The organism is Mesorhizobium sp. L-2-11 (assembly GCF_016756595.1).
Classification (GTDB): Bacteria; Pseudomonadota; Alphaproteobacteria; order Rhizobiales; family Rhizobiaceae; genus Mesorhizobium.
In genome coordinates this window covers 6,184,390-6,201,717 of sequence record NZ_AP023257.1, presented here as the reverse complement: position 1 = coordinate 6,201,717, position 17,328 = coordinate 6,184,390, and the positions used below count along the sequence as shown (strand labels likewise).

At 62.1% G+C, this 17,328-nt stretch carries 14 protein-coding genes and 1 pseudogene; 13 read left to right on the top strand and 2 right to left on the bottom strand.

Annotated elements, in window-relative coordinates; translation table 11 throughout:
• Positions 1–11 precede the first annotated feature (11 nt).
• The 10 genes and pseudogenes from JG739_RS29505 (at position 12) to JG739_RS29460 (ending at position 10,920) form a co-directional block, all read left to right on the top strand.
• The gene (locus tag JG739_RS29505; RefSeq protein ID WP_183445375.1) at positions 12–398 is read left to right on the top strand and encodes a transposase; all 387 of its coding nucleotides are present in this window, start codon (positions 12–14) and stop codon (positions 396–398) included.
• A complete protein-coding gene (tnpB, locus tag JG739_RS29500) occupies positions 395–739 on the top strand; it encodes an IS66 family insertion sequence element accessory protein TnpB (RefSeq protein WP_183445374.1) in 345 nt (114 codons plus the stop codon). The genes JG739_RS29505 and tnpB overlap by 4 nt, the downstream gene beginning before the upstream one ends.
• Positions 740–815: 76 nt before the next feature.
• A complete protein-coding gene (gene tnpC / locus JG739_RS29495; RefSeq protein WP_183445373.1) occupies positions 816–2,456 on the top strand; it encodes an IS66 family transposase in 1,641 nt (546 codons plus the stop codon).
• A 439-nt stretch (positions 2,457–2,895) separates the two neighbouring features.
• Positions 2,896–3,201: pseudogene (locus JG739_RS29490) on the top strand (zincin-like metallopeptidase domain-containing protein); the annotation flags it as partial.
• A 206-nt stretch (positions 3,202–3,407) separates the two neighbouring features.
• Positions 3,408–3,827: a DUF2958 domain-containing protein gene (locus tag JG739_RS29485; protein WP_202364479.1), complete on the top strand. Its 420-nt coding sequence runs from the start codon at positions 3,408–3,410 to the stop codon at positions 3,825–3,827.
• Positions 3,828–3,905: 78 nt separating this feature from the next.
• Positions 3,906–5,636 (top strand): ParB/RepB/Spo0J family partition protein, encoded by a 1,731-nt coding sequence (locus tag JG739_RS29480; RefSeq protein WP_202364478.1) that lies wholly within the window; start codon positions 3,906–3,908, stop codon positions 5,634–5,636.
• Between the two features lie 241 nt (positions 5,637–5,877).
• Positions 5,878–6,852 (top strand): hypothetical protein, encoded by a 975-nt coding sequence (locus JG739_RS29475; RefSeq protein WP_202364477.1) that lies wholly within the window; start codon positions 5,878–5,880, stop codon positions 6,850–6,852.
• A gap of 420 nt (positions 6,853–7,272) precedes the next feature.
• Positions 7,273–8,454 carry a 5-demethoxyubiquinol-8 5-hydroxylase UbiM gene (gene ubiM, locus JG739_RS29470; RefSeq protein ID WP_202364476.1) on the top strand — a complete coding sequence of 394 codons (1,182 nt, stop codon included), beginning with the start codon at positions 7,273–7,275 and terminating at the stop codon, positions 8,452–8,454.
• Between the two features lie 407 nt (positions 8,455–8,861).
• Positions 8,862–9,431 (top strand): nodulation methyltransferase NodS, encoded by a 570-nt coding sequence (nodS, locus tag JG739_RS29465; RefSeq protein ID WP_244749996.1) that lies wholly within the window; start codon positions 8,862–8,864, stop codon positions 9,429–9,431.
• Positions 9,432–10,266: 835 nt separating this feature from the next.
• Complete coding sequence (locus tag JG739_RS29460) at positions 10,267–10,920, top strand: reverse transcriptase domain-containing protein (protein WP_202364474.1); 654 nt, start codon at positions 10,267–10,269, stop codon at positions 10,918–10,920.
• Between the two features lie 11 nt (positions 10,921–10,931).
• Here JG739_RS29460 and JG739_RS29455 read toward each other — a convergent pair whose 3' ends face one another.
• Entirely contained in the window at positions 10,932–13,157 is a 2,226-nt protein-coding gene (locus JG739_RS29455) for a recombinase family protein (protein WP_202364473.1), read from the bottom strand.
• Entirely contained in the window at positions 13,150–13,308 is a 159-nt protein-coding gene (locus JG739_RS29450; RefSeq protein ID WP_202364472.1) for a hypothetical protein, read from the bottom strand. The genes JG739_RS29455 and JG739_RS29450 overlap by 8 nt, the downstream gene beginning before the upstream one ends.
• A 285-nt stretch (positions 13,309–13,593) precedes the next feature.
• Here JG739_RS29450 and JG739_RS29445 point away from each other — a divergent pair, with 285 nt between their 5' ends.
• The 3 genes from JG739_RS29445 (at position 13,594) to nodC (ending at position 17,250) form a co-directional block, all read left to right on the top strand.
• The gene (locus JG739_RS29445) at positions 13,594–14,481 is read left to right on the top strand and encodes a reverse transcriptase domain-containing protein (protein ID WP_202364471.1); all 888 of its coding nucleotides are present in this window, start codon (positions 13,594–13,596) and stop codon (positions 14,479–14,481) included.
• A 773-nt stretch (positions 14,482–15,254) separates the two neighbouring features.
• Positions 15,255–15,848: a NodA family N-acyltransferase gene (locus JG739_RS29440; protein ID WP_044549143.1), complete on the top strand. Its 594-nt coding sequence runs from the start codon at positions 15,255–15,257 to the stop codon at positions 15,846–15,848.
• A 127-nt stretch (positions 15,849–15,975) separates the two neighbouring features.
• Positions 15,976–17,250 carry a chitooligosaccharide synthase NodC gene (gene nodC / locus JG739_RS29435; RefSeq protein WP_010913821.1) on the top strand — a complete coding sequence of 425 codons (1,275 nt, stop codon included), beginning with the start codon at positions 15,976–15,978 and terminating at the stop codon, positions 17,248–17,250.
• Positions 17,251–17,328 lie beyond the last annotated feature (78 nt).

The following is a 17,328-nucleotide window of genomic DNA, read 5'->3' as shown; positions in this document are numbered from 1 at the left end:
CGGAGAATCCTATGAGCGACAGTATGAGCCATCATCGAACATTCGAGATTTTGACGGCGGAGCCTGTGCCGTCCCGACGCAAGCCGCGCCATCGGTCGGACGAAGAGAAGGCACGGCTTGTCGCCGAAGCGTTCTCGCCAGGGGGCAATGTCTCGGCGGTTGCGCGTTCCGAGGGGCTGGACCCCTCGCAGCTCTATGCGTGGCGCCGCAAGGCGCTTTCGTCGGGCATGGTTGCGCCACTGACGGAGGGAGCGAGCAAGCCGGCGAAGTTCACGCGCTTTGAAGCGGTGGGCAGCGACACGGTGGAAATCGTCATTGGCGACGCAGTGGTGCGCGCCGGCGGCGATGTCGATCCCGATCGCCTGGCGAGGATCATCCGCGCGGTTCGTAAGGCATGATCGCTTCCGGTGTGGTGGTTTACGTGTCGTGCCAGCCGGTCGACTTCCGCAAGGGCGCGGCATCTTTGATGGCGCTGGTCAGGGATGGCGGCCTGGACCCATTCTCGGGGGCACTTCACGTATTCCGTTCGAAGCGTGCGGACCGGGTTCGCATCGTGTGGTGGGACGGCAGCGGGGTTTGTCTTTATTCGAAGACTCTGGAAGATCACAGCTTCTGCTGGCCGGGGATATCGGCCGCGCGCATGCGTCTCGACCACGCCCAGTTGATGGCGCTTCTGGCCGGACTGGACTGGAAAAAGATTCGTCCGGCCAGGGTCAGGCGGCCGTTATCGACGGGCTGAAACCGGCCTGCGGCAAGATGAATCATGCGGCTGGAACGGTTGGGAAAGCGGCTGTTTTTGTGCTCTGTTGCTTGCCATGGTTCTACCGGGTCTTGCCCTTCCCGACGACGTTGATGCGCTGAAGGCGATGATCCTTTCCATGGCTCGCGAGCAGGCTGCAAGCGAGGCCCGGATCGCAGTCGCCGACGCTCGGATCGCAGCATCTGAGGCGGAGGTCGCCCGGCTGAAAGCTGTCGAGAAAAGCGCCAGCGAGCGGATCGCCAATCTCACGTCAATCCTGAAAGTTTTACAGCGCACGCAACATGGCACGCGTTCCGAGCGGCTACGCCTGGCCATCGACGACGAGCAGGCCTCCTTTGCCTTCGAAGAGGTCGAGACCGGCCTTTCGGAAATCCGGAGCGAACTCGACCGCGCGGTCGGGAACAAGCCGAAGCGCGCCCCGCGTCCGCGCAAGGGCTTTGCTGCCCACCTCGAACGCATCGAGGAGGTCGTCGAGCCGGAAATCCCGGCCGACTGCGAGGGGCTTGAAAAGGTTCTGATCGGCGAGGATCGATCCGAGCGGCTGGACGTCGTGCCGCCGAAGTTCCAGGTCATCGTCACGCGCCGTCCCAAATACGCCTTCCGGGGCCGTGACGGCGTGGTCCAGGCTCTGGCGCCGGCGCACATCATCGAAAGCGGGCTGCCGACGGAGCGGCTGCTCGCCTATATCGCCGTCTCCAAATACGCCGACGGCCTCCCGCTTTATCGGCAGGAGGCGATCTATCTGCGCGACGGCGTCGAGATCAGCCGGTCGTTGATGGCGCAGTGGATGGGGCATCTGGGCTTCGAGCTGCAGATGCTTGCTGATTACATACTGGAGCGCATCAAGGAGGGCGAAAGGGTCTTCGCCGACGAGACGACCTTGCCCACCCTTGCCCCTGGTTCCGGGAAAACCACGAAAGCCTGGTTGTGGGCCTACGCACGGGATGACCGACCCTATGGCGGAACCAGTCCGCCAATGGTTGCCTATCGTTTTGAAGACAGCAGAGGTGCGGATTGCGTGGCGCGCCACCTCGCCGGATTCAGCGGTATCCTGCAAGTGGATGGCTACTCGGCCTATACCAACCTGGTCAAGGCACGGGCCAAAGCCGGCAGCAATGAAACAATCCGGCTCGCCGGGTGCTGGGCTCACCTGCGGCGCAAATTCTACGACCTGCACATCAGCGGGGTCTCGCAGGCCGCGACGGATTCGATCATCGCCATGACCGAATTGTGGAAGGTCGAGGACGAGGTCCGCGGCAAGGATGCCGGAAGCCGCGCCGCGCTACGTCAGGAAAAGTCCGTGGCCATTGTCGCGAGCCTCTTCGATCTATGGGAAGCGGAACTGGGCAAGGTCTCCGGAAAATCCAAGACCGCCGAGGCGATCCGCTACGCGCTCACCCGGCGGGAGGCGCTGGAACGCTTTCTGATGGACGGTCGCATCGAAATCGACTCCAATATCGTCGAGCGTGCAATCAGGCCCCAGACGATCACGCGAAAGAATAGTCTATTCGCCGGCAGCCACGGCGGTGGACGAACCTGGGCGACGGTAGCCACCTTGCTGCAAACCTGCAAAATGAACAGCGTCGATCCGCTCGACTGGCTCTCGCAGACCTTGACCCGCATCGCTCAAGGCTGGCCGGCATCCGAAATCGAAATGCTCATGCCTTGGAACTTTAGGCCTGACGTTATCGGCTGACCGCTTACGAAAGAGCATCCGATCTCGGTACGCAGCGATTTCCGCGACGCCGACCTCATCCCATATCCACTCATTCGCTTCGAGGGTCTGCCACCAGTCGTAAAGGGCTTCACCATAAGTGCGCCATGTCTGCCGGCTGCGTGTTCGTCCTCTTACGAGCGCAATGTGCAGCAACCAGGCACAAGCCGGTTCGACCAGACGCATCTCTCGGTCGAGGAGCATCGGCACGCCAGGGACTGACATACCGTTCGGTGCAAACTCATCGGAAGTGAACAATAGCTCGGCCAAAGGCTCTCCAATTCGGGCGACCCGCCTTTCGCGGGGAGCAGGCCCTCGGGCCCGCTCCCCGCGAAAGGCGGAGCAGCGTCTCATACGTAGAAACTGTCCTGATTCCCCATCAGGGAGATGACAGAAAGGACGCCATGGAGATGTGACCTAACACGAGCTTGGCCACTGGACCGGCCACCCGGCGCGGCTGGCGCGCGACCTCTCCGGCGCCTTCGGTTCCAAGACCTATGCGCGCGAGGAACTGGTTGCCGAAATCACCGCAGCCTTTGTCTGCTCGACCCTCGGCATCGAGCCGACCGTGCGCCATGCCGACTATATCGGCACATGGCTGAAGGTGCTGCGCGATGACAATCGCGCCATCTTCCGCGCCGCCAGCCTTGCCTCCAAGGCCACCGATTTTCTTCTGGGCTTCAACGCCGAGGCCGAACGCGCGCAACAAGACGAGATCGCGGCATGAGCGCGCGCGATCCCGACACCCTGCGGACCGAGCCAACGCCGCAAGGCGAGCAGACGCTCATTCCCGGTGTCCAGCCACCACGCGCGACCGCCTCGCCCTTTTGGCCGACGCGCCGATGCGCCCACGCGCGGCGCAAAAGCCGCTCGATATCGGGCTGTTCGATGACGCCAGAAATCAACGCGCCCTGTTTTGAGAGGAGTTTTCCCATGATCCTGATCACCGACGAGCTTTGCGCCCTGCTGCTCGCCAATGGCGCAACCGACACCGAAACCGACCATGTCCCGGTGGTCAAACTGTTCGATCCTACCGGCCCAGCGACCTGGCTTCTCACCGAACTCGACGCCGACGGCGACACCCTTTTCGGCCTTTGCGACCTCGGCTTCGGCTTCCCCGAACTCGGCAGCGTCAGTCTTGCCGAGCTTGCAAGCGTCAAGGGGCGGCTTGGCCTCGGCATCGAGCGCGACCTCTGCTTCAAGCCGCGCTTTCCGCTCTCCGTCTACGCCCAGGCAGCGTGCAGCGCCGGCCACATCACCGAAGCCGACCGGCTGCTGCGACAGGCGGCAGAGGCCCTTGGCAACGCCCATTCCAAGCTTCCGCCCGACACGGCGGAACAGACGCGCCGCTAGGCGCGAAAACCGTCCCGCCGCGCCGGCTTGCAGCCTCTGCGGCGGGGCAATCCCACCCCGCAACGAAGGAGACAAACCATGCAACTTGCCCACATTCCGCTTGATAAGCTCAACATTTCGGCGCTCAACATGCGCCATTCCAAACGCGCGCCCGACGTGTCGGACATCCTGCCGTCGGTTCGCGCGCGCGGCGTCCTGGTGCCGCTTTTGGTGCGGCCCAACGGCACGCCGGAAAGCTTCGAGATCGTCGCCGGCCGGCGCCGCTATTTCGCCGCCAAATCGCTCGCCGACGAGCGCGGCCAGGGCAATGCCTTGCCCTGCGCCATCATGGAAGACGGCGACGACGCCGACGCGCTCGAGGCCTCGCTGATCGAAAACTTCGCCCGGCTCGATCCCGACGAGGTGTCGCAGTGGGAGACGTTTTCGCGGCTGATGAGGGAAGGCCGCACCATTCCAGATATCGCTGCAACCTTCGGCGTCACCGAGCTTCTGGTCAAACGCATTCTGGCGCTCGGCGATCTTCTGCCCAAGATCCGCGAGGCCTATCGGCGCGCCGACATCGACGCCGAGACGGCGCGCCATCTGACCATGGCCTCCAAGGCGCAGCAGAAGGATTGGCTGGCGCTTTATGCCGATCCCGAGCAATACGCGCCGCGCGGCCACCAGTTGAAGCAATGGCTGTTCGGCGGCCAGTCGATTTCCACCAAGGTGGCGCTGTTCCCCATCGAGGACTATCCGGGCCTGATCGTCTGCGACCTGTTCGGCGAGGACAGCTATTTCGCCGATGCCGACCTGTTCTGGCAAAAGCAGAACGAGGCGATTGCCGCCAAACGCGATGCCTATCTGGAAGCCGGCTGGCCCGAGGTGGCCGTGCTGGAACCGGGCCAGCATTTCCAGTCATGGGACCACGAAAAGACGCCGAGGAAGAAGGGCGGCAAGGTCTTCATCTCAGTCTCGCATCGCGGCGCGGTCGAATGCCACGAGGGCTGGCTGTCGCGCAAGGAAGCCCGCCGCGCCCGCGCGCAAGGCGAGGGCGGCGCGCACGAAGAAACCCCCGCCAAGCCGTCGCGACCGGAACTCACCGGGCCGATGCAGAACTATGTCGATCTGCACCGCCACGGTGCCGTGCGTACCGCCATGCTCGACCATCCTTGTGTCGCGCTGCGCCTGATGGTGGCGCATGCCGTCACAGGTTCGGGCCTGTGGCAGGTGCGTGTCGAGCCGCAGCGCACCGCCAATGAAGCGGTGGCGGCAAGCATCGCAGCCTGCAAGGCCGAAGCCGCATTCGCCGAAAAACGGCGCGAAGTTCTTGCCCTGCTCGGTGCGCCGGACGAGGAGGGTGCGATAGCCGGCGGCAATGGCGACGCCTTTGCGCTTGCCGCAGTCTTTGCCCGTTTGCTGGCACTTTGCGACGACGACGTCATGCGCGTTCTCGGCCTTGTCATGGCCGAGACGCTCGAAGCCGGCAGCGCCGTCGTCGAGGCCCTCGGCAACCATCTGGGCATCGACATGGGCGCGTGGTGGCAAGCGGACGACGCCTTCTTCGACCTGCTGCGCGACAGGGAGATCGCCAATGCAATGCTGGCCGACCTCGCCGGCAAGCCTGTCGCCGACGGCAATGTCGCCGAGAAGGTCAAGACGCAAAAGAAGATCATCCGCGATTGCCTGTCGGGCGAGAACGGCCGCGAGAAGATCGACAACTGGCTGCCCAACTGGATGAAATTCCCGGTCGAAAGCTACACGAAACGCGGCGGCTTCCGCACCGCCGATCAATGGGCGAGCGTCCAGCCGCTGTTCGTCCGCCAATAGCTGCCAAGCCGGGCGGCGGCTCTTTTCAAGTGCCGCCGCCTCGTTTGCCTGCCGCTGGATATTGGCTGATGCGCACGGCGATCCGAACAGATTTGCCACGCGCAAGGCTATTGTGCATTGCACAAAAACCGACGCGCGCCTACACGTCCTTCCGTTGCGGGAATCGGGCTTGGACCAGCGGCGAGGCAGTGAGAACCGATGCTTCGTCGATATCATATTGCATTCATAGCTGAGGACCTTCATGACCCTTTCGAGCCCTGACAAATCCGGCGCCACCAGTCTCGAGGCCATCGCGCGAAACGGCGGCGTGCTGCGCCGCATCGCCGTGTGCATTCCGACCTATCTGTCGGACATTCGCGAGAACCCGGCATGGCTGCCGATGTTCGTGCTCGCCCGCACCATGCCGGCGCGCCGGATGCACTGGCGTGGGGCAAAGCCGGTTCGCGTGTCGCAAAAAGCCCACGACACCATGTTTGCCGGCGTCGATCGCCAGGAAATTGTCGAGGCGCTGCGGTCGGACGGGCTGTTTTGCGGGCTCGTCCTGCCGACTTCCATCCATAAGGAGATCGCCGCCTTCGCCCGCTACACGCCTTGTTTCGGCAATTTCGATCGCCGTCTCGAATTCATGGCTGAGGACCATGCCGAGGCCGAGAAGCGTTTCGGCCGCCCCTTGCTCAGCGGCCACTTTTTCGAACACATCCTCGGCTGCAAGGCAGCGGTCGCCATCCAGAACGATCCGCTGCTGCTCGACATCGCCGCGCATTATCTGGGCGCTGAGGCGAAATTGATCACCACACGCGTGTGGTGGAGCTTCCCGACCAGCGAGGCTTCCGACGCCGACAAGAACCGTGCCTCGCTCGGCAAGTATCATTTCGATCTCGATGACTGGCGGATGCTGAAATTCTTCTTCTACCTGACGCCGGTCGACGAGGGCACCGGCCCGCATGTTTATGTCCGTGGCAGTCATAACCGCCGCGCCATCAAGCATCAGCTCACGCTGCTTGTCGGCCATCCGGCGCAGGAGGTTCTCAAGGTCTATGGCGATGACAGTCCCGTCACGCTGACCGGCGAAGCCGGTCTCGGTTTCGTCGAGGATCCGTTCGGCTTCCATATGGGCACCGTGCCTTCGCGCACGCCACGGCTGATGATGGAAGTCGGCTTCGGCGTCTCGCCGCCCTCGCGCCGGCGCTTCCATGGCGAGCCGGTTATTCGCTGATCTCGCAAAAAGTCCTTAAAACAGCCTTCCCCAGATCAGACGCCTGGTTCTCCCTTGGGCTGGCTGGTGCCATGGCGTCGTCATGGGGTCAGCTGGCGCATGACTGGATTGGATCGACGTCATCTGACGCCGGTTGGGCCTCGACTGACCCAGATCAAGGCCACGCCCTTGTCGGCGTGGTTTGATCGCCCAGTCCTTCACGGGAAAACGCATGGGCTGACCGACAGCCTGGTCGTCGCTCCCATCATCTTGACAATCCAGATCATACAGCAGGCAAATGACGCTTCACCAGCCAGGAACCGACGTGAGAACCGCGCTTGAGGCGATGCGGGCAATAGATCACAGCGCAATCGATGCACGACCTGCGGCTCGACTCCCCCAACATCTCACGAAGAGAACCGACGCGCTGGCGGCACGCTGATGGCCGGCTGTGACGACAGCTTCGACATTATTGTCGTGGGCGCCGGGCCGGTCGGACTTTCCTTCGCCGCATCGCTTGCCTATAGCCAGCTCAAACTGGCGGTTGTGGAAGGGCAGGCCCTGGAAAGACTGGCAAGTCCGGCTTTCGACGGCCGCGAGATCGCGCTCACCCACGCCTCGATTGGAATCCTTCGCGAGCTCGGAGCCTGGGATGTTATCTCCGCTTCGGACAAGTCACCGCTTCAAGGCGCACGCGTCCTCAACGGATCGAGCCCGTTTGCGTTGTGTTTCGATGCCCCCGCCGGATCCGCGGAACCACTGGGCGTTCTGGTCCCGAATTGCCAGATCCGCGATGCCCTGTTCAAGATCATCCGCTTGCGGGGCCATGCCCGGCTGCTGTGCGGCCACTCGGTCGTGCGTGCAACAAACAGCCGTCAAGGAGCAGTGATAACGCTCTCCAATGGCAGGCAGCTGAGCGCTCGCCTTCTCGTTGCAGCCGATTCGCGTTTTTCCGCCACCCGCAATCTGCTCGGCATTGGCGCCGATATCAATCGGCTTGGCAACTCGATGCTGATTTGCCGGGTGAGGCACGAGCGCCCCCACCACCAGATCGCGATCGAATGGTTCGATCACCATCAGACGGTGGCGATGTTGCCCCTCGCGCCAGGCGTGTCGTCGCTGCTTTTGACTTTGCCCTCAAACGAGGCCGACGGACTGCTTGCCCTCGACGACGAGTTGTTCCTGAGGGAGTTGACAAAGCGCTGTCGAGGGCGCCTCGGCAACATGAGCCTGGCAAGCCAACGCTATATCTATCCGTTGGCCACGACCTGGGCGCACAGGTTCCGGGCGCCGAGCTTCGCATTGATCGGCGACGCTGCCATTGGCATGCACCCGGTGACCGCGCATGGCTTCAACATCGGCCTTGGCGGCCAGAAGCAGCTCGCCCGGGGTATAGAGACCGCATGGCGCGACCGTCGCGACATTGCCGACCCCGACATGCTCCACAGATATGAAAGCCGACTGCGCCTGTCGGCGGCGCCGCTCTACCATGCTACGAATATCCTCGTCGGACTCTACTCAAGCGAGCATCCGGCGGCACGGCTTGCAAGGCATGTGGGGCTGCGCCTCGGCCAACATCTTCCCTTTGTCCGTCATGGCATTGCGGCCGTGCTGAGGCGGTAAACCCCAGTCACCATAGTCTCAGCATCAGCGTGCGGCGTCGTAGCAGGCGGGCGCGTGTGGTTCGATGGGAGCGGTCGCGGCTGCGCGGGATCAGCTTGATGAAGACGGGGCTGCTGAATGCCGCGAGCCTCTTCCATCGCGGATCGTCAACGTGTCAATCGCCGTGTGTGTGCGAATCCACGCCCAATTCCGCCTTCGATGTGTTCACTGCGTGGATGGTTGTCATCCAAACAATCAATTTTGCCAATCCTGCGGACCCAATTAGGAGCGTGACCGAAATCAACTGCCTCGGCCCGCAGTACGGTCCCGACCCTACCGACATCTGACGGCATTTGCAGCGCCGGTGATTGCTGCCTTAGCTAGGTGCGAATTTGACCCAAATCGATCATGAACTGCTGAATCGAGAAATGGCCGCAGACGATCCATGGCGGCTCGATGGCAACCCGTTCGAGCGGGAGCGCCACACCCAAATTCTCCGGTTGTCACTTGCGCAAGGTCGAGTCGCGAATGCGCTCGAAGTCGGGTGCGCTGCCGGCGCTTTTACGGAGCGGCTAGCCCCCATTTGCCAGCGGCTCACTGTGATCGATGTCGTGGAGCCAGCGATTACCCGAGCACGTTTACGCATGAAGGAGACGCCGCACATCAGCTGGATAATTTCCGATGTTCAACAGTTTTCGAGTGATGAGCTGTTCGACCTGATCGTCGTTGCGGAGGTTCTTTACTACGTCGGAGACCTCGTTCAGATCCGCGCGGCAGTCCGCAACCTGGTAGGTCTGCTTGCGCCAGGCGGGCAGCTGGTTTTCGGGTCGGCACGTGACGCCAATTGCCAACGCTGGGGGCACGCTGCTGGTTCAGAGACCACCATCGCCATGCTGAAGGAATCGTTGACCGAGATCGAGTGCATCGAGTGCCGGGGCGCGTCGATCAATGAAGACTGCCTGCTGGCTCTCTTCCGAAAGCCGATTTCCGCTGCCTGATAAAACACTGGGAGACACTGTGCGCTTCTGCGGTGTCAAGCTGACCCAATATGCGGACGTATAAGAGCGCCCGATGCAACAAGTAGCTGGATCCGGTTGATGGTAACAACCGCTGACTACATCCGGCTTCTTCATGCGGCTCGATGTTCAGCGCCGCGAGCCTCGAGGGGTTTTCGCCCGCTTCCACCTCAACGGCCCCAGACGTCGGCCGAAGCCTTTCCGGTCCAGACATCAGGTTCGGAAGCGGCGGGGTGACCGTTCCCCACCTCTGCCATTTTGCGTAACGGCTTTACCCAATAAATGACCCATAGATGCCCACATGAAGCGAAGTCCTTATTTTGCATGGCTCCCTATGCGGGACGGGCTCCACGGCTGCCGCCACCGAACCTCAAAGGTGTTTCGGCCCAGGTAGGTGACGATCCCTAGCCGGGAAAGCGGCACTCCTCGTCGGGGGCCGTCGGTCCCGTGTCCGAGCGCCGGAGAAACCGGCAAGGAATAGAATGGTGAAAGTCCATTTCAGTGAAGGAGTAGCAATCCACCTTGGCTCCGAGCCGTGCGCCGACGCCCGCGAGGTCGTCGGTGAAGCGTCGGTAGGAGAAAGCATAGGCCAGCCATTGAGCCGCGTAAGGGACCTAATCTCGAGTGCCGACGGCGTGGATGCTCCGGAAGGCAACATGGTAGGGCGCGTTATTGCGAGTGCCCGACCAACTCGGCGTGGTCGTAGAACCTGGCATGTGCGGAAATTCCTTGTTCGGGAACCGGGAGATCTCACGATTGACCAAGGCGGTATCACCTTCCTTGGTCCGCATCGGGAAAGCGAAAGCATGAGCCGATGATGAACGATCGTGAGAAGTCAGACGTTGCCGTAGTAGCTATGAAGCTGACGAACAAGGCCGGGGAACCGGCTGCGGAGTCAGTGGAGCCAAGGGCAACGACCAAGGGAAATGCGGATCAGCAAACCACGCGCCGGGCACAGGACCGGGAAAGCGTGTCACATGCGCTGGAACGCATACGGCAAGTCGCAAGACTTAGGAAGCAGGAGAGGTTCACCAGCCTCTTTCACCATCTCAATCTCGAAACGTTGAGGACGGCATTTTACGCCCTACGGCGTGATGCAGCCCCCGGCGTTGACGGGCTGACATGGCGAGCCTACGAAGCGGACCTTGATCCCCTGATCGAGAATCTGCGCGATAGGCTCCAAAGAGGTGCATACCGGGCAAGCCCCGCACGGCGGCAGTACATACCAAAGCCGGACGGACGCCAACGCCCGCTCGCAATCGCCGCCCTTGAGGACAAAATTGTCCAAAGAGCGACGGTCGCGGTGCTGAACGCGATCTACGAGGAAGACTTCCTCGGGTTCTCGTACGGTTTCCGGCCCGGACGTGGCCAGCACGATGCGCTGGACGCACTCGCGGTCGGGATCGAAAAGCGAAAGGTGAACTTCATACTGGACGCTGATATCCAGCAGTTCTTGGATCCATTGTCATAATGCCCCCTGGTTCATGAAGTGTGTTCGAAGAGGGTGGGATCGTGATCTATGGTCTTGATCCATAAACCTTTTCTCTGTCCGCGGACGATATGGACGGCGTCCAGTTCGCCGCGTTTTATTCGCTGCAACAAACTTTGGCGGGAAAGCCCGAGGGTGTCCATGGCATCGCGGATCGGTTCAAAGCCGTGGCCGGGTGTGGTGAGGAAGCGGGCCTTGAGCTCCGGGGTTAGGCGAATGCGCCAGGGCGCGCCGGGCGTGATTTGTTCGCCCTGGATCAGGCCGTCGTTGATGTGGCGGTGGAGCGTCGACGGCGCCACGCCGAGGCTGGCGGCGGCCTGACGGACGGTGACGATGTCGCCGTTGGCGGCCGGCGGCTTGGCCTTGCAGACAGGAATCTTCCAGTGGTTGCGCAGATAGCCGACGCGATTGGCATCGAAGCGGTGGCCGTACGCCGTTCGGCGACCCTGGCGGTTGAGGACGCCGGCGATGACGGCGTCGGGGTAATGCGGTGCCAGCCGCCGCAGCAGCGCCAGCGTATCTTCGTCGGTACGAACCGTCGCCGGTCGCGAGCGCGGTAAGGCGACGGTGAGGCGGCTCGTAGCATCGCCCTTCCAGCGCAGCACCAGACGCGCCGCTGCCTCGCCGCGATCAATATGGAGGGTGACCTCCTCGAGGAGAGTGCGCAGCAATTCCTTGCGGTCACGCGGCGTGGTGGTGGGCGCGTGCCAAACGCTCGCCAGATCGGCCCCGAGGGCAAGCAGCTTTTCCCGCTCCGTGGCCGACAGGACGCGCGGACGCTGCTCCTCGCGCCGCGCCAGTTCCGCCTTTGCCGCCTCCAGTGCGCGCAGCGCCTCCTCCCACTCCTGCTCGAGCCTGCGGGCGACCAGGCGATTGTCGGGATCGACGGCGCAATAGCGGCGCTCGGCGCGGTTGACGACGAAGACGGCGCGCTCCACGTCGAGCCGCCATTGCTTGAGGGCCGCCTCGCGATCGTTCTCCAGCCGCTCGGCCGCTTCGAGCGTGGCGGTCAGGCACACCGGCTCCAGCGCTTCCAGGAAGGCCGCCACCACGGCTTCATCGATCTGCCCGCCGCCAACATTGAGGCAATGGACGCCTCTGCCCTCGACGACCACCTTGCCGGGACAATGGTAGCCCGGCGTCACGGTGCGGCCGCGATAATGGGTGTGCAGCCGTCGCCCGCAATGGCCGCAACGGGCAATGCCCTGCAGCAGGGCGCCGCCCTCTCTGGCGGCGCCACCGGCCTGTTCCTGCGCCTTGGCGTGCGTCCGGGGCTGGGTGTTGGCCGCCATGCGCTCTCGATTGGCCTCGAAGGTCGGCCAGTCGAGATAGCCCTGGTGGTGGTCCTTGATCAGCACTTGCCAGTCTTCCATCGGCAGCTTGCGCATCCGCTTGCGCCGCGCGCCGGTTTCGTCGAGCACCGTCTCTCGGCGATTCTTGCCATAGACATAGGCGCCCGCATAGACCGGATTGGCAAGCACGCTGTGAATGGCGTGGTAGCTGGCCTCGCCCCAGCGCAGCTCTGTGCGTGCATTAAGCCACAGCGGGAACTTCATTCCTTGCTCGCGGAACCACAGCCACACGCGGCGCGCCGAGCCGAGCTCGGCAAAGCGGGCAAAGACGGTGCGGATGGCATGGGCGACGGCCTCGTCGGGATGGATCAGGATCTCGCCGTCTTCGTCCCCCCAGATGAAGCCGATCGGTAGGCCGCGGCGCAATTCGCCGCGCGCTGCCTTGTTGCGGATGCCGCCATCGAGGCGGGCGCGCAGGACGTGCAATTCGGCCTCGCTCATGGCGCCTTTCAAACCGAGCAAAAGTCTATCGTTGAACAGGGCCGGGTGGTAGATTCCGTCGGCATCGCCAATCAGCGTATCGGTCAGCCCCGCCAACTCGATCAGCCGGTGCCAGTCGGCATTGTTGCGCGCCAGTCGCGAAACCTCCAGGCCAAGCACGATGCCGACCCGGGCCAGCGCCACCTCGCTGGTCAGCCGGGCAAAGCCGGCGCGCATGACGCTGCCTGCGCCGGACAGGCCGAGGTCCTCGTCGATGACCAGGACACGCTCGTCCGGCCAACCCAGCTCGCGCGCCCGCTCGGCCAGCCCGTATTGTCGCTCGGTCGATTCACGGTTGTTCTCCACCTGCGAGGCGCTCGACTGGCGCAGGTAGACGACAGCCAACCGGGCCTGGTGACCGGCGGCGATTTTGCTGTGTTCAGTCATGACCGGCCTCCCTCACTGTCAGCATGCGCGCGATCACGAGGGCGAGCCGGCGCAACGCCTCCGCCCGCGCCTCGGCGTCCAGCGTCTCCCAGGCGGGTGGGTCGGGAGGCCGCTTGCGGTCTTCCTCGGCGAATCTCAGCTTCAGTTGCATGTCGCTCCTCCTTGTCATCGGGCGGCGACTCGCCGCGCCGCTCAAGAAGAGCGTCGGTCAGAAGGCGCAGATGCAGAAGGTCTGAAATCCGCCCAATGCTGGAGTGATTTGCTGGCGAGGCTGTGGAACCACCATCCATGCCCCCGAGATCCGTCCACGCCACGGGAATGTAGGTCCGGCTGCCGTCCGGCAATTCTACAAGCAGCGTTGGCTCGCCGCGGCGTTTGAGTCGGCTGATTACGGCCAGAGGCCGCCCTTCAAAGGCGTGGCCCTCCCGCATGATCGTTGCCGAGGCGGGAAGGTCCTGGTGATGGGCAGTCTGGAGATGTTTCCTTCGACCGGGTCAGTCAGGAATGGCTGGTCAGGTTCCTGAACCATCGGATCGGCGACCAGCGTATCATTCGTCTCATCCAGAAGTGGCTGAAGGCGGGCGTTCTGGAAGAAGGGATCGTCACGACGTCTGAGCAGGGGACGGGTCAGGGATCGGTGGCTTCGCCACTGCTCGCGAACCTCTACCTGCACTACGTCTTCGACCTTTGGGCCAACCGCTGGCGACAGCGGTCGGCCACGGGCAATATGATCATCGTCCGCTACGCGGACGACATCGTGGTAGGCTTCGAACGAGAAGCTGACGCACACCGTTTCCAGATCGAGATGCGAGAACGGTTGGAGAAGTTCTCTCTGTCATTGCACCCTGAGAAAACGCGCCTGCTAATGTTTGGCCGCTACGCGGCCAGTCGTCGTCGGGAACGTGGTCTCGGAAAACCGGAGACCTTCGACTTTCTCGGCTTTACCCATATCTGCGGCAAATCACTGCGGGGAGACTTCATGCTTCTTCGGAAGTCCCGCCGCGACCGTATGAGGGCAAAGCTCCGGGAGATCAAGGACCGGTTGCGGTGGTTGAGAAACCAGCCAATTCGTGAACAAGCGAAATGGCTCAGGCAGGTCGTCCGCGGATACTATGAGTATCACGCGGTGCCCGCCAATCTGCGATCACTTCGGGCATTTAGGGAGCATGTCATCTTCCTCTGGAAGCTGGCTCTGAGACACCGTGGCCAGATGGACACGACGTCGACGTCCCGAGTGGAAAAGCTCGCAGCGCAGTGGCTTCCGAAACCAAGAATCCTGCATCCCTGGCCGGCAATCCGCTTCGCCGTCAAACACCCAAGGTAGGAGCCGTATGCGGGAATCCTGCACGTACGGATCTGTGCGGGGGGCGCTCAGCAATGAGCGTCCCTACCGCGATCGGCCCTTCGGCCGGCGCAAGTGCTGACGCTCCTTAGGCTGCCTTTCTGTGTGCGGCGATTTTTGATCCCTCGCACGGAATGAAGACTTAGGGGCCAGCTCCTTCGCGCACTTCAGGCCTCAGGTGCTCAAGCTGTGTGTTCCAGTCGGCCAAAACCTCAAACAATTCGTTCGAAGTAGCGCCATCCGGGCGCGCCCTCCTTCCCGCTCTCCAGGTGCTTTCACCGACAGTCCGGTTGACTGGCAACACTCGAAAGCATTGACCAGACGATTCCTGTTGGCGAGCGCGATAGAGCTTCGCGGAACCTGTTTGCCGCCGGCGATCCAGAGCTGCGCGATCGCCATGCATCATCGCGTGCGCCAACGGTCGCCGCGTTTGCTGACGCCTAACAGTCGGGCCGTCCTCCACTTGATCGCTGCTTCGGCACGGGCGCAGCCACGCGCTGGCGGCCGCTCTTGAATCAGGTTGTGTCACCGACAGCTGCCATCGGTGCCGCCGCTTATCGGGCCAATCGAGCACGACCAGAAGGTTCAGATCAGGCTTTGAAAGGCATGGTTTTAACATCCATAGCGTGGATGCTCGCGATCTAAACAATCAATTTTACCAATCCGGGAGGGCCGTTCATAGACCCATGACATGCACCGCCATTGCTCTACCGCGTGAGGTGCACAAAAGAATCCGAAAAAGAGGAAGTCTTCGCATGCGCCCTGACGTGCAGTGGAGGTTATGCTGGGAAAATGAGTTGCAGCTTCCCGATCACCTCGAACTCTCTGAGTTCTTCCGGAAGACCTATGAACCGACCGGAGCCTTTAATGGGAAGCAATTCGCAGGCGGTCGAAGTTGGGCCGGTGCAAGGCCGGAGCTCCGCGTAATCGGCCGTGATGTGCACGGGGTAGCGGCTCACTTGGGCCTGCTGCGCCGATACATCAAAGTTGGCGACGATGATCTGCTTGTCGCTGAACTCGGTCTATACGGGGTGCGTCCGGATCTTGAGGGGCTGGGAATCGCCCATTCGATCAGCGTGATGTATCCGGTGCTGCAGCAGCTTGGCGTTCCATTCGCGTTCGGCTCGGTGCGGCCCGCGCTCCGGAACCATGTTTCGAGGTTCTGCCGCAAAGGCTTGGCGAACATTTTGTCGGGCGTTCGCGTGCGTTCAACCCACCCGGACGTGTACCTCGATCTGCCTCCCACGCGAGTCGACGACAACGTACTCGTCCTGGTGCTCCCAATTGGACGCTCAATGAGCGAGTGGCCGGCCGGCACTTTGATCGATCGGAACGGTCCAGAGCTATGAAGGACACCCGCTACGACGTCAGTCAGCGCGACCCGCCCCCATGGCGTTGATCGAGCTGATTCCAGCATTGGCCGCGGTTTTACTATCCGCCCGCTTCCCTCAAATTCACTGAAAAATCTGACATCTCATGAACCTATTTGCCTCAGCCAGTACTGTTGCCATCTGCTCTTACGCGCTGCTGTCGACCGTCTATAAAACCGCGCAGGTCTTTTATACCCTGCCTACAAACGTACCGCCGACCTCGGGCGACCCGCCCAGCGGTGAGCCTTGGCCGAGCGTCGATGTCATTATCCCGTGCTACAACGAGGCGCCTCGCACCCTCTCGGACTGCCTGGCTTCCATTGCAAGTCAGGACTACGCCGGCAAACTGCAGGTCTATGTTGTTGATGACGGTTCTGCAAACCGCGATGCCCTCGTGGGTGTACACGAGGAATACGCGGGCGACCCGAGGTTCAACTTCGTTGCGCTCCCAAAGAATGTCGGAAAGCGCAAGGCGCAGATTGCCGCCATTCGCCGCTCGTGCGGAGATTTGGTGCTGAATGTAGATTCGGACACGATACTCGCCCCGGACGTCATCACCAGGCTTGCGCTAAAGATGCAAGATCAAGCGGTCGGCGCCGCCATGGGCCAGTTGGCGGCTAGCAATCGCAGTGAAACTTGGCTGACGCGGTTGATCGACATGGAATACTGGCTCGCCTGCAACGAAGAGCGCGCAGCGCAGGCTCGGTTCGGTGCCGTCATGTGTTGCTGCGGTCCGTGTGCCATGTACCGGCGATCCGCGCTTGTTTCGCTGCTGGATCAGTACGAGACGCAGCGCTTTCGAGGGAAGCCGAGCGACTTCGGCGAGGACCGCCACCTTACGATCCTGATGCTGAAAGCAGGCTTTCGAACAGAGTATGTCCCGGAGGCCGTCGCGGCAACAGTCGTTCCCAACAGCATGGGTCCCTATCTGCGCCAACAGCTTCGCTGGGCCCGGAGCACTTTCCGTGACACGTTGCTGGCGTTCCAACTGCTGCGCGGCCTTAATATTTATCTCACATTGGACGTGATTGGCCAGAATATTGGCCCATTATTGCTCTCTTTGTCGATTCTGGCGGGGCTCGCGCAATTCGTAACGACAGGTACTGTGCCTTGGACGGCATGCCTGATGATTGCAGCCATGACTATAGTTCGCTGCAGCGTGGCAGCGTTTCGTGCGCGCCAACTTCGATTTCTCGGGTTCTCGCTCCACACACTCATCAACATCTTTCTCTTGCTCCCCTTGAAAGCATACGCGCTGTGTACATTAAGCAACAGCGATTGGTTGTCGCGAAGCTCTGCGGCCAATGTGCAAGACACCGGCGACGCCCTTCCAAAGCCAAACCTGGTGGGATCTGACGCCGCTTACAGCGAACAGCAATAGTTACTTGATCGCAGGTAGAAGAGTTTTGAGCCAGGACCAGAAACATCAAGTGTTGAAGCGTAAGTTGGGCCCAGAGGA

Excerpts from the sequence above, each read along its gene's own strand:
- JG739_RS29450 (WP_202364472.1), bottom strand. The coding sequence starts at position 13,308 with ATGCAACTGAAGCTGAGATTCGCCGAGGAAGACCGCAAGCGGCCTCCC.
- JG739_RS29505 (WP_183445375.1), top strand. The coding sequence starts at position 12 with ATGAGCGACAGTATGAGCCATCATCGAACATTCGAGATTTTGACGGCG.
- ubiM (WP_202364476.1), top strand. The coding sequence starts at position 7,273 with ATGGCCGGCTGTGACGACAGCTTCGACATTATTGTCGTGGGCGCCGGG.
- JG739_RS29440 (WP_044549143.1), top strand. The coding sequence starts at position 15,255 with ATGCGCCCTGACGTGCAGTGGAGGTTATGCTGGGAAAATGAGTTGCAG.
- JG739_RS29485 (WP_202364479.1), top strand. The coding sequence starts at position 3,408 with ATGATCCTGATCACCGACGAGCTTTGCGCCCTGCTGCTCGCCAATGGC.
- nodS (WP_244749996.1), top strand. The coding sequence starts at position 8,862 with ATGGCCGCAGACGATCCATGGCGGCTCGATGGCAACCCGTTCGAGCGG.
- tnpB (WP_183445374.1), top strand. The coding sequence starts at position 395 with ATGATCGCTTCCGGTGTGGTGGTTTACGTGTCGTGCCAGCCGGTCGAC.
- JG739_RS29455 (WP_202364473.1), bottom strand. The coding sequence starts at position 13,157 with ATGACTGAACACAGCAAAATCGCCGCCGGTCACCAGGCCCGGTTGGCT.
- JG739_RS29460 (WP_202364474.1), top strand. The coding sequence starts at position 10,267 with ATGAACGATCGTGAGAAGTCAGACGTTGCCGTAGTAGCTATGAAGCTG.
- JG739_RS29475 (WP_202364477.1), top strand. The coding sequence starts at position 5,878 with ATGACCCTTTCGAGCCCTGACAAATCCGGCGCCACCAGTCTCGAGGCC.
- JG739_RS29480 (WP_202364478.1), top strand. The coding sequence starts at position 3,906 with ATGCAACTTGCCCACATTCCGCTTGATAAGCTCAACATTTCGGCGCTC.
- nodC (WP_010913821.1), top strand. The coding sequence starts at position 15,976 with ATGAACCTATTTGCCTCAGCCAGTACTGTTGCCATCTGCTCTTACGCG.
- tnpC (WP_183445373.1), top strand. The coding sequence starts at position 816 with ATGGTTCTACCGGGTCTTGCCCTTCCCGACGACGTTGATGCGCTGAAG.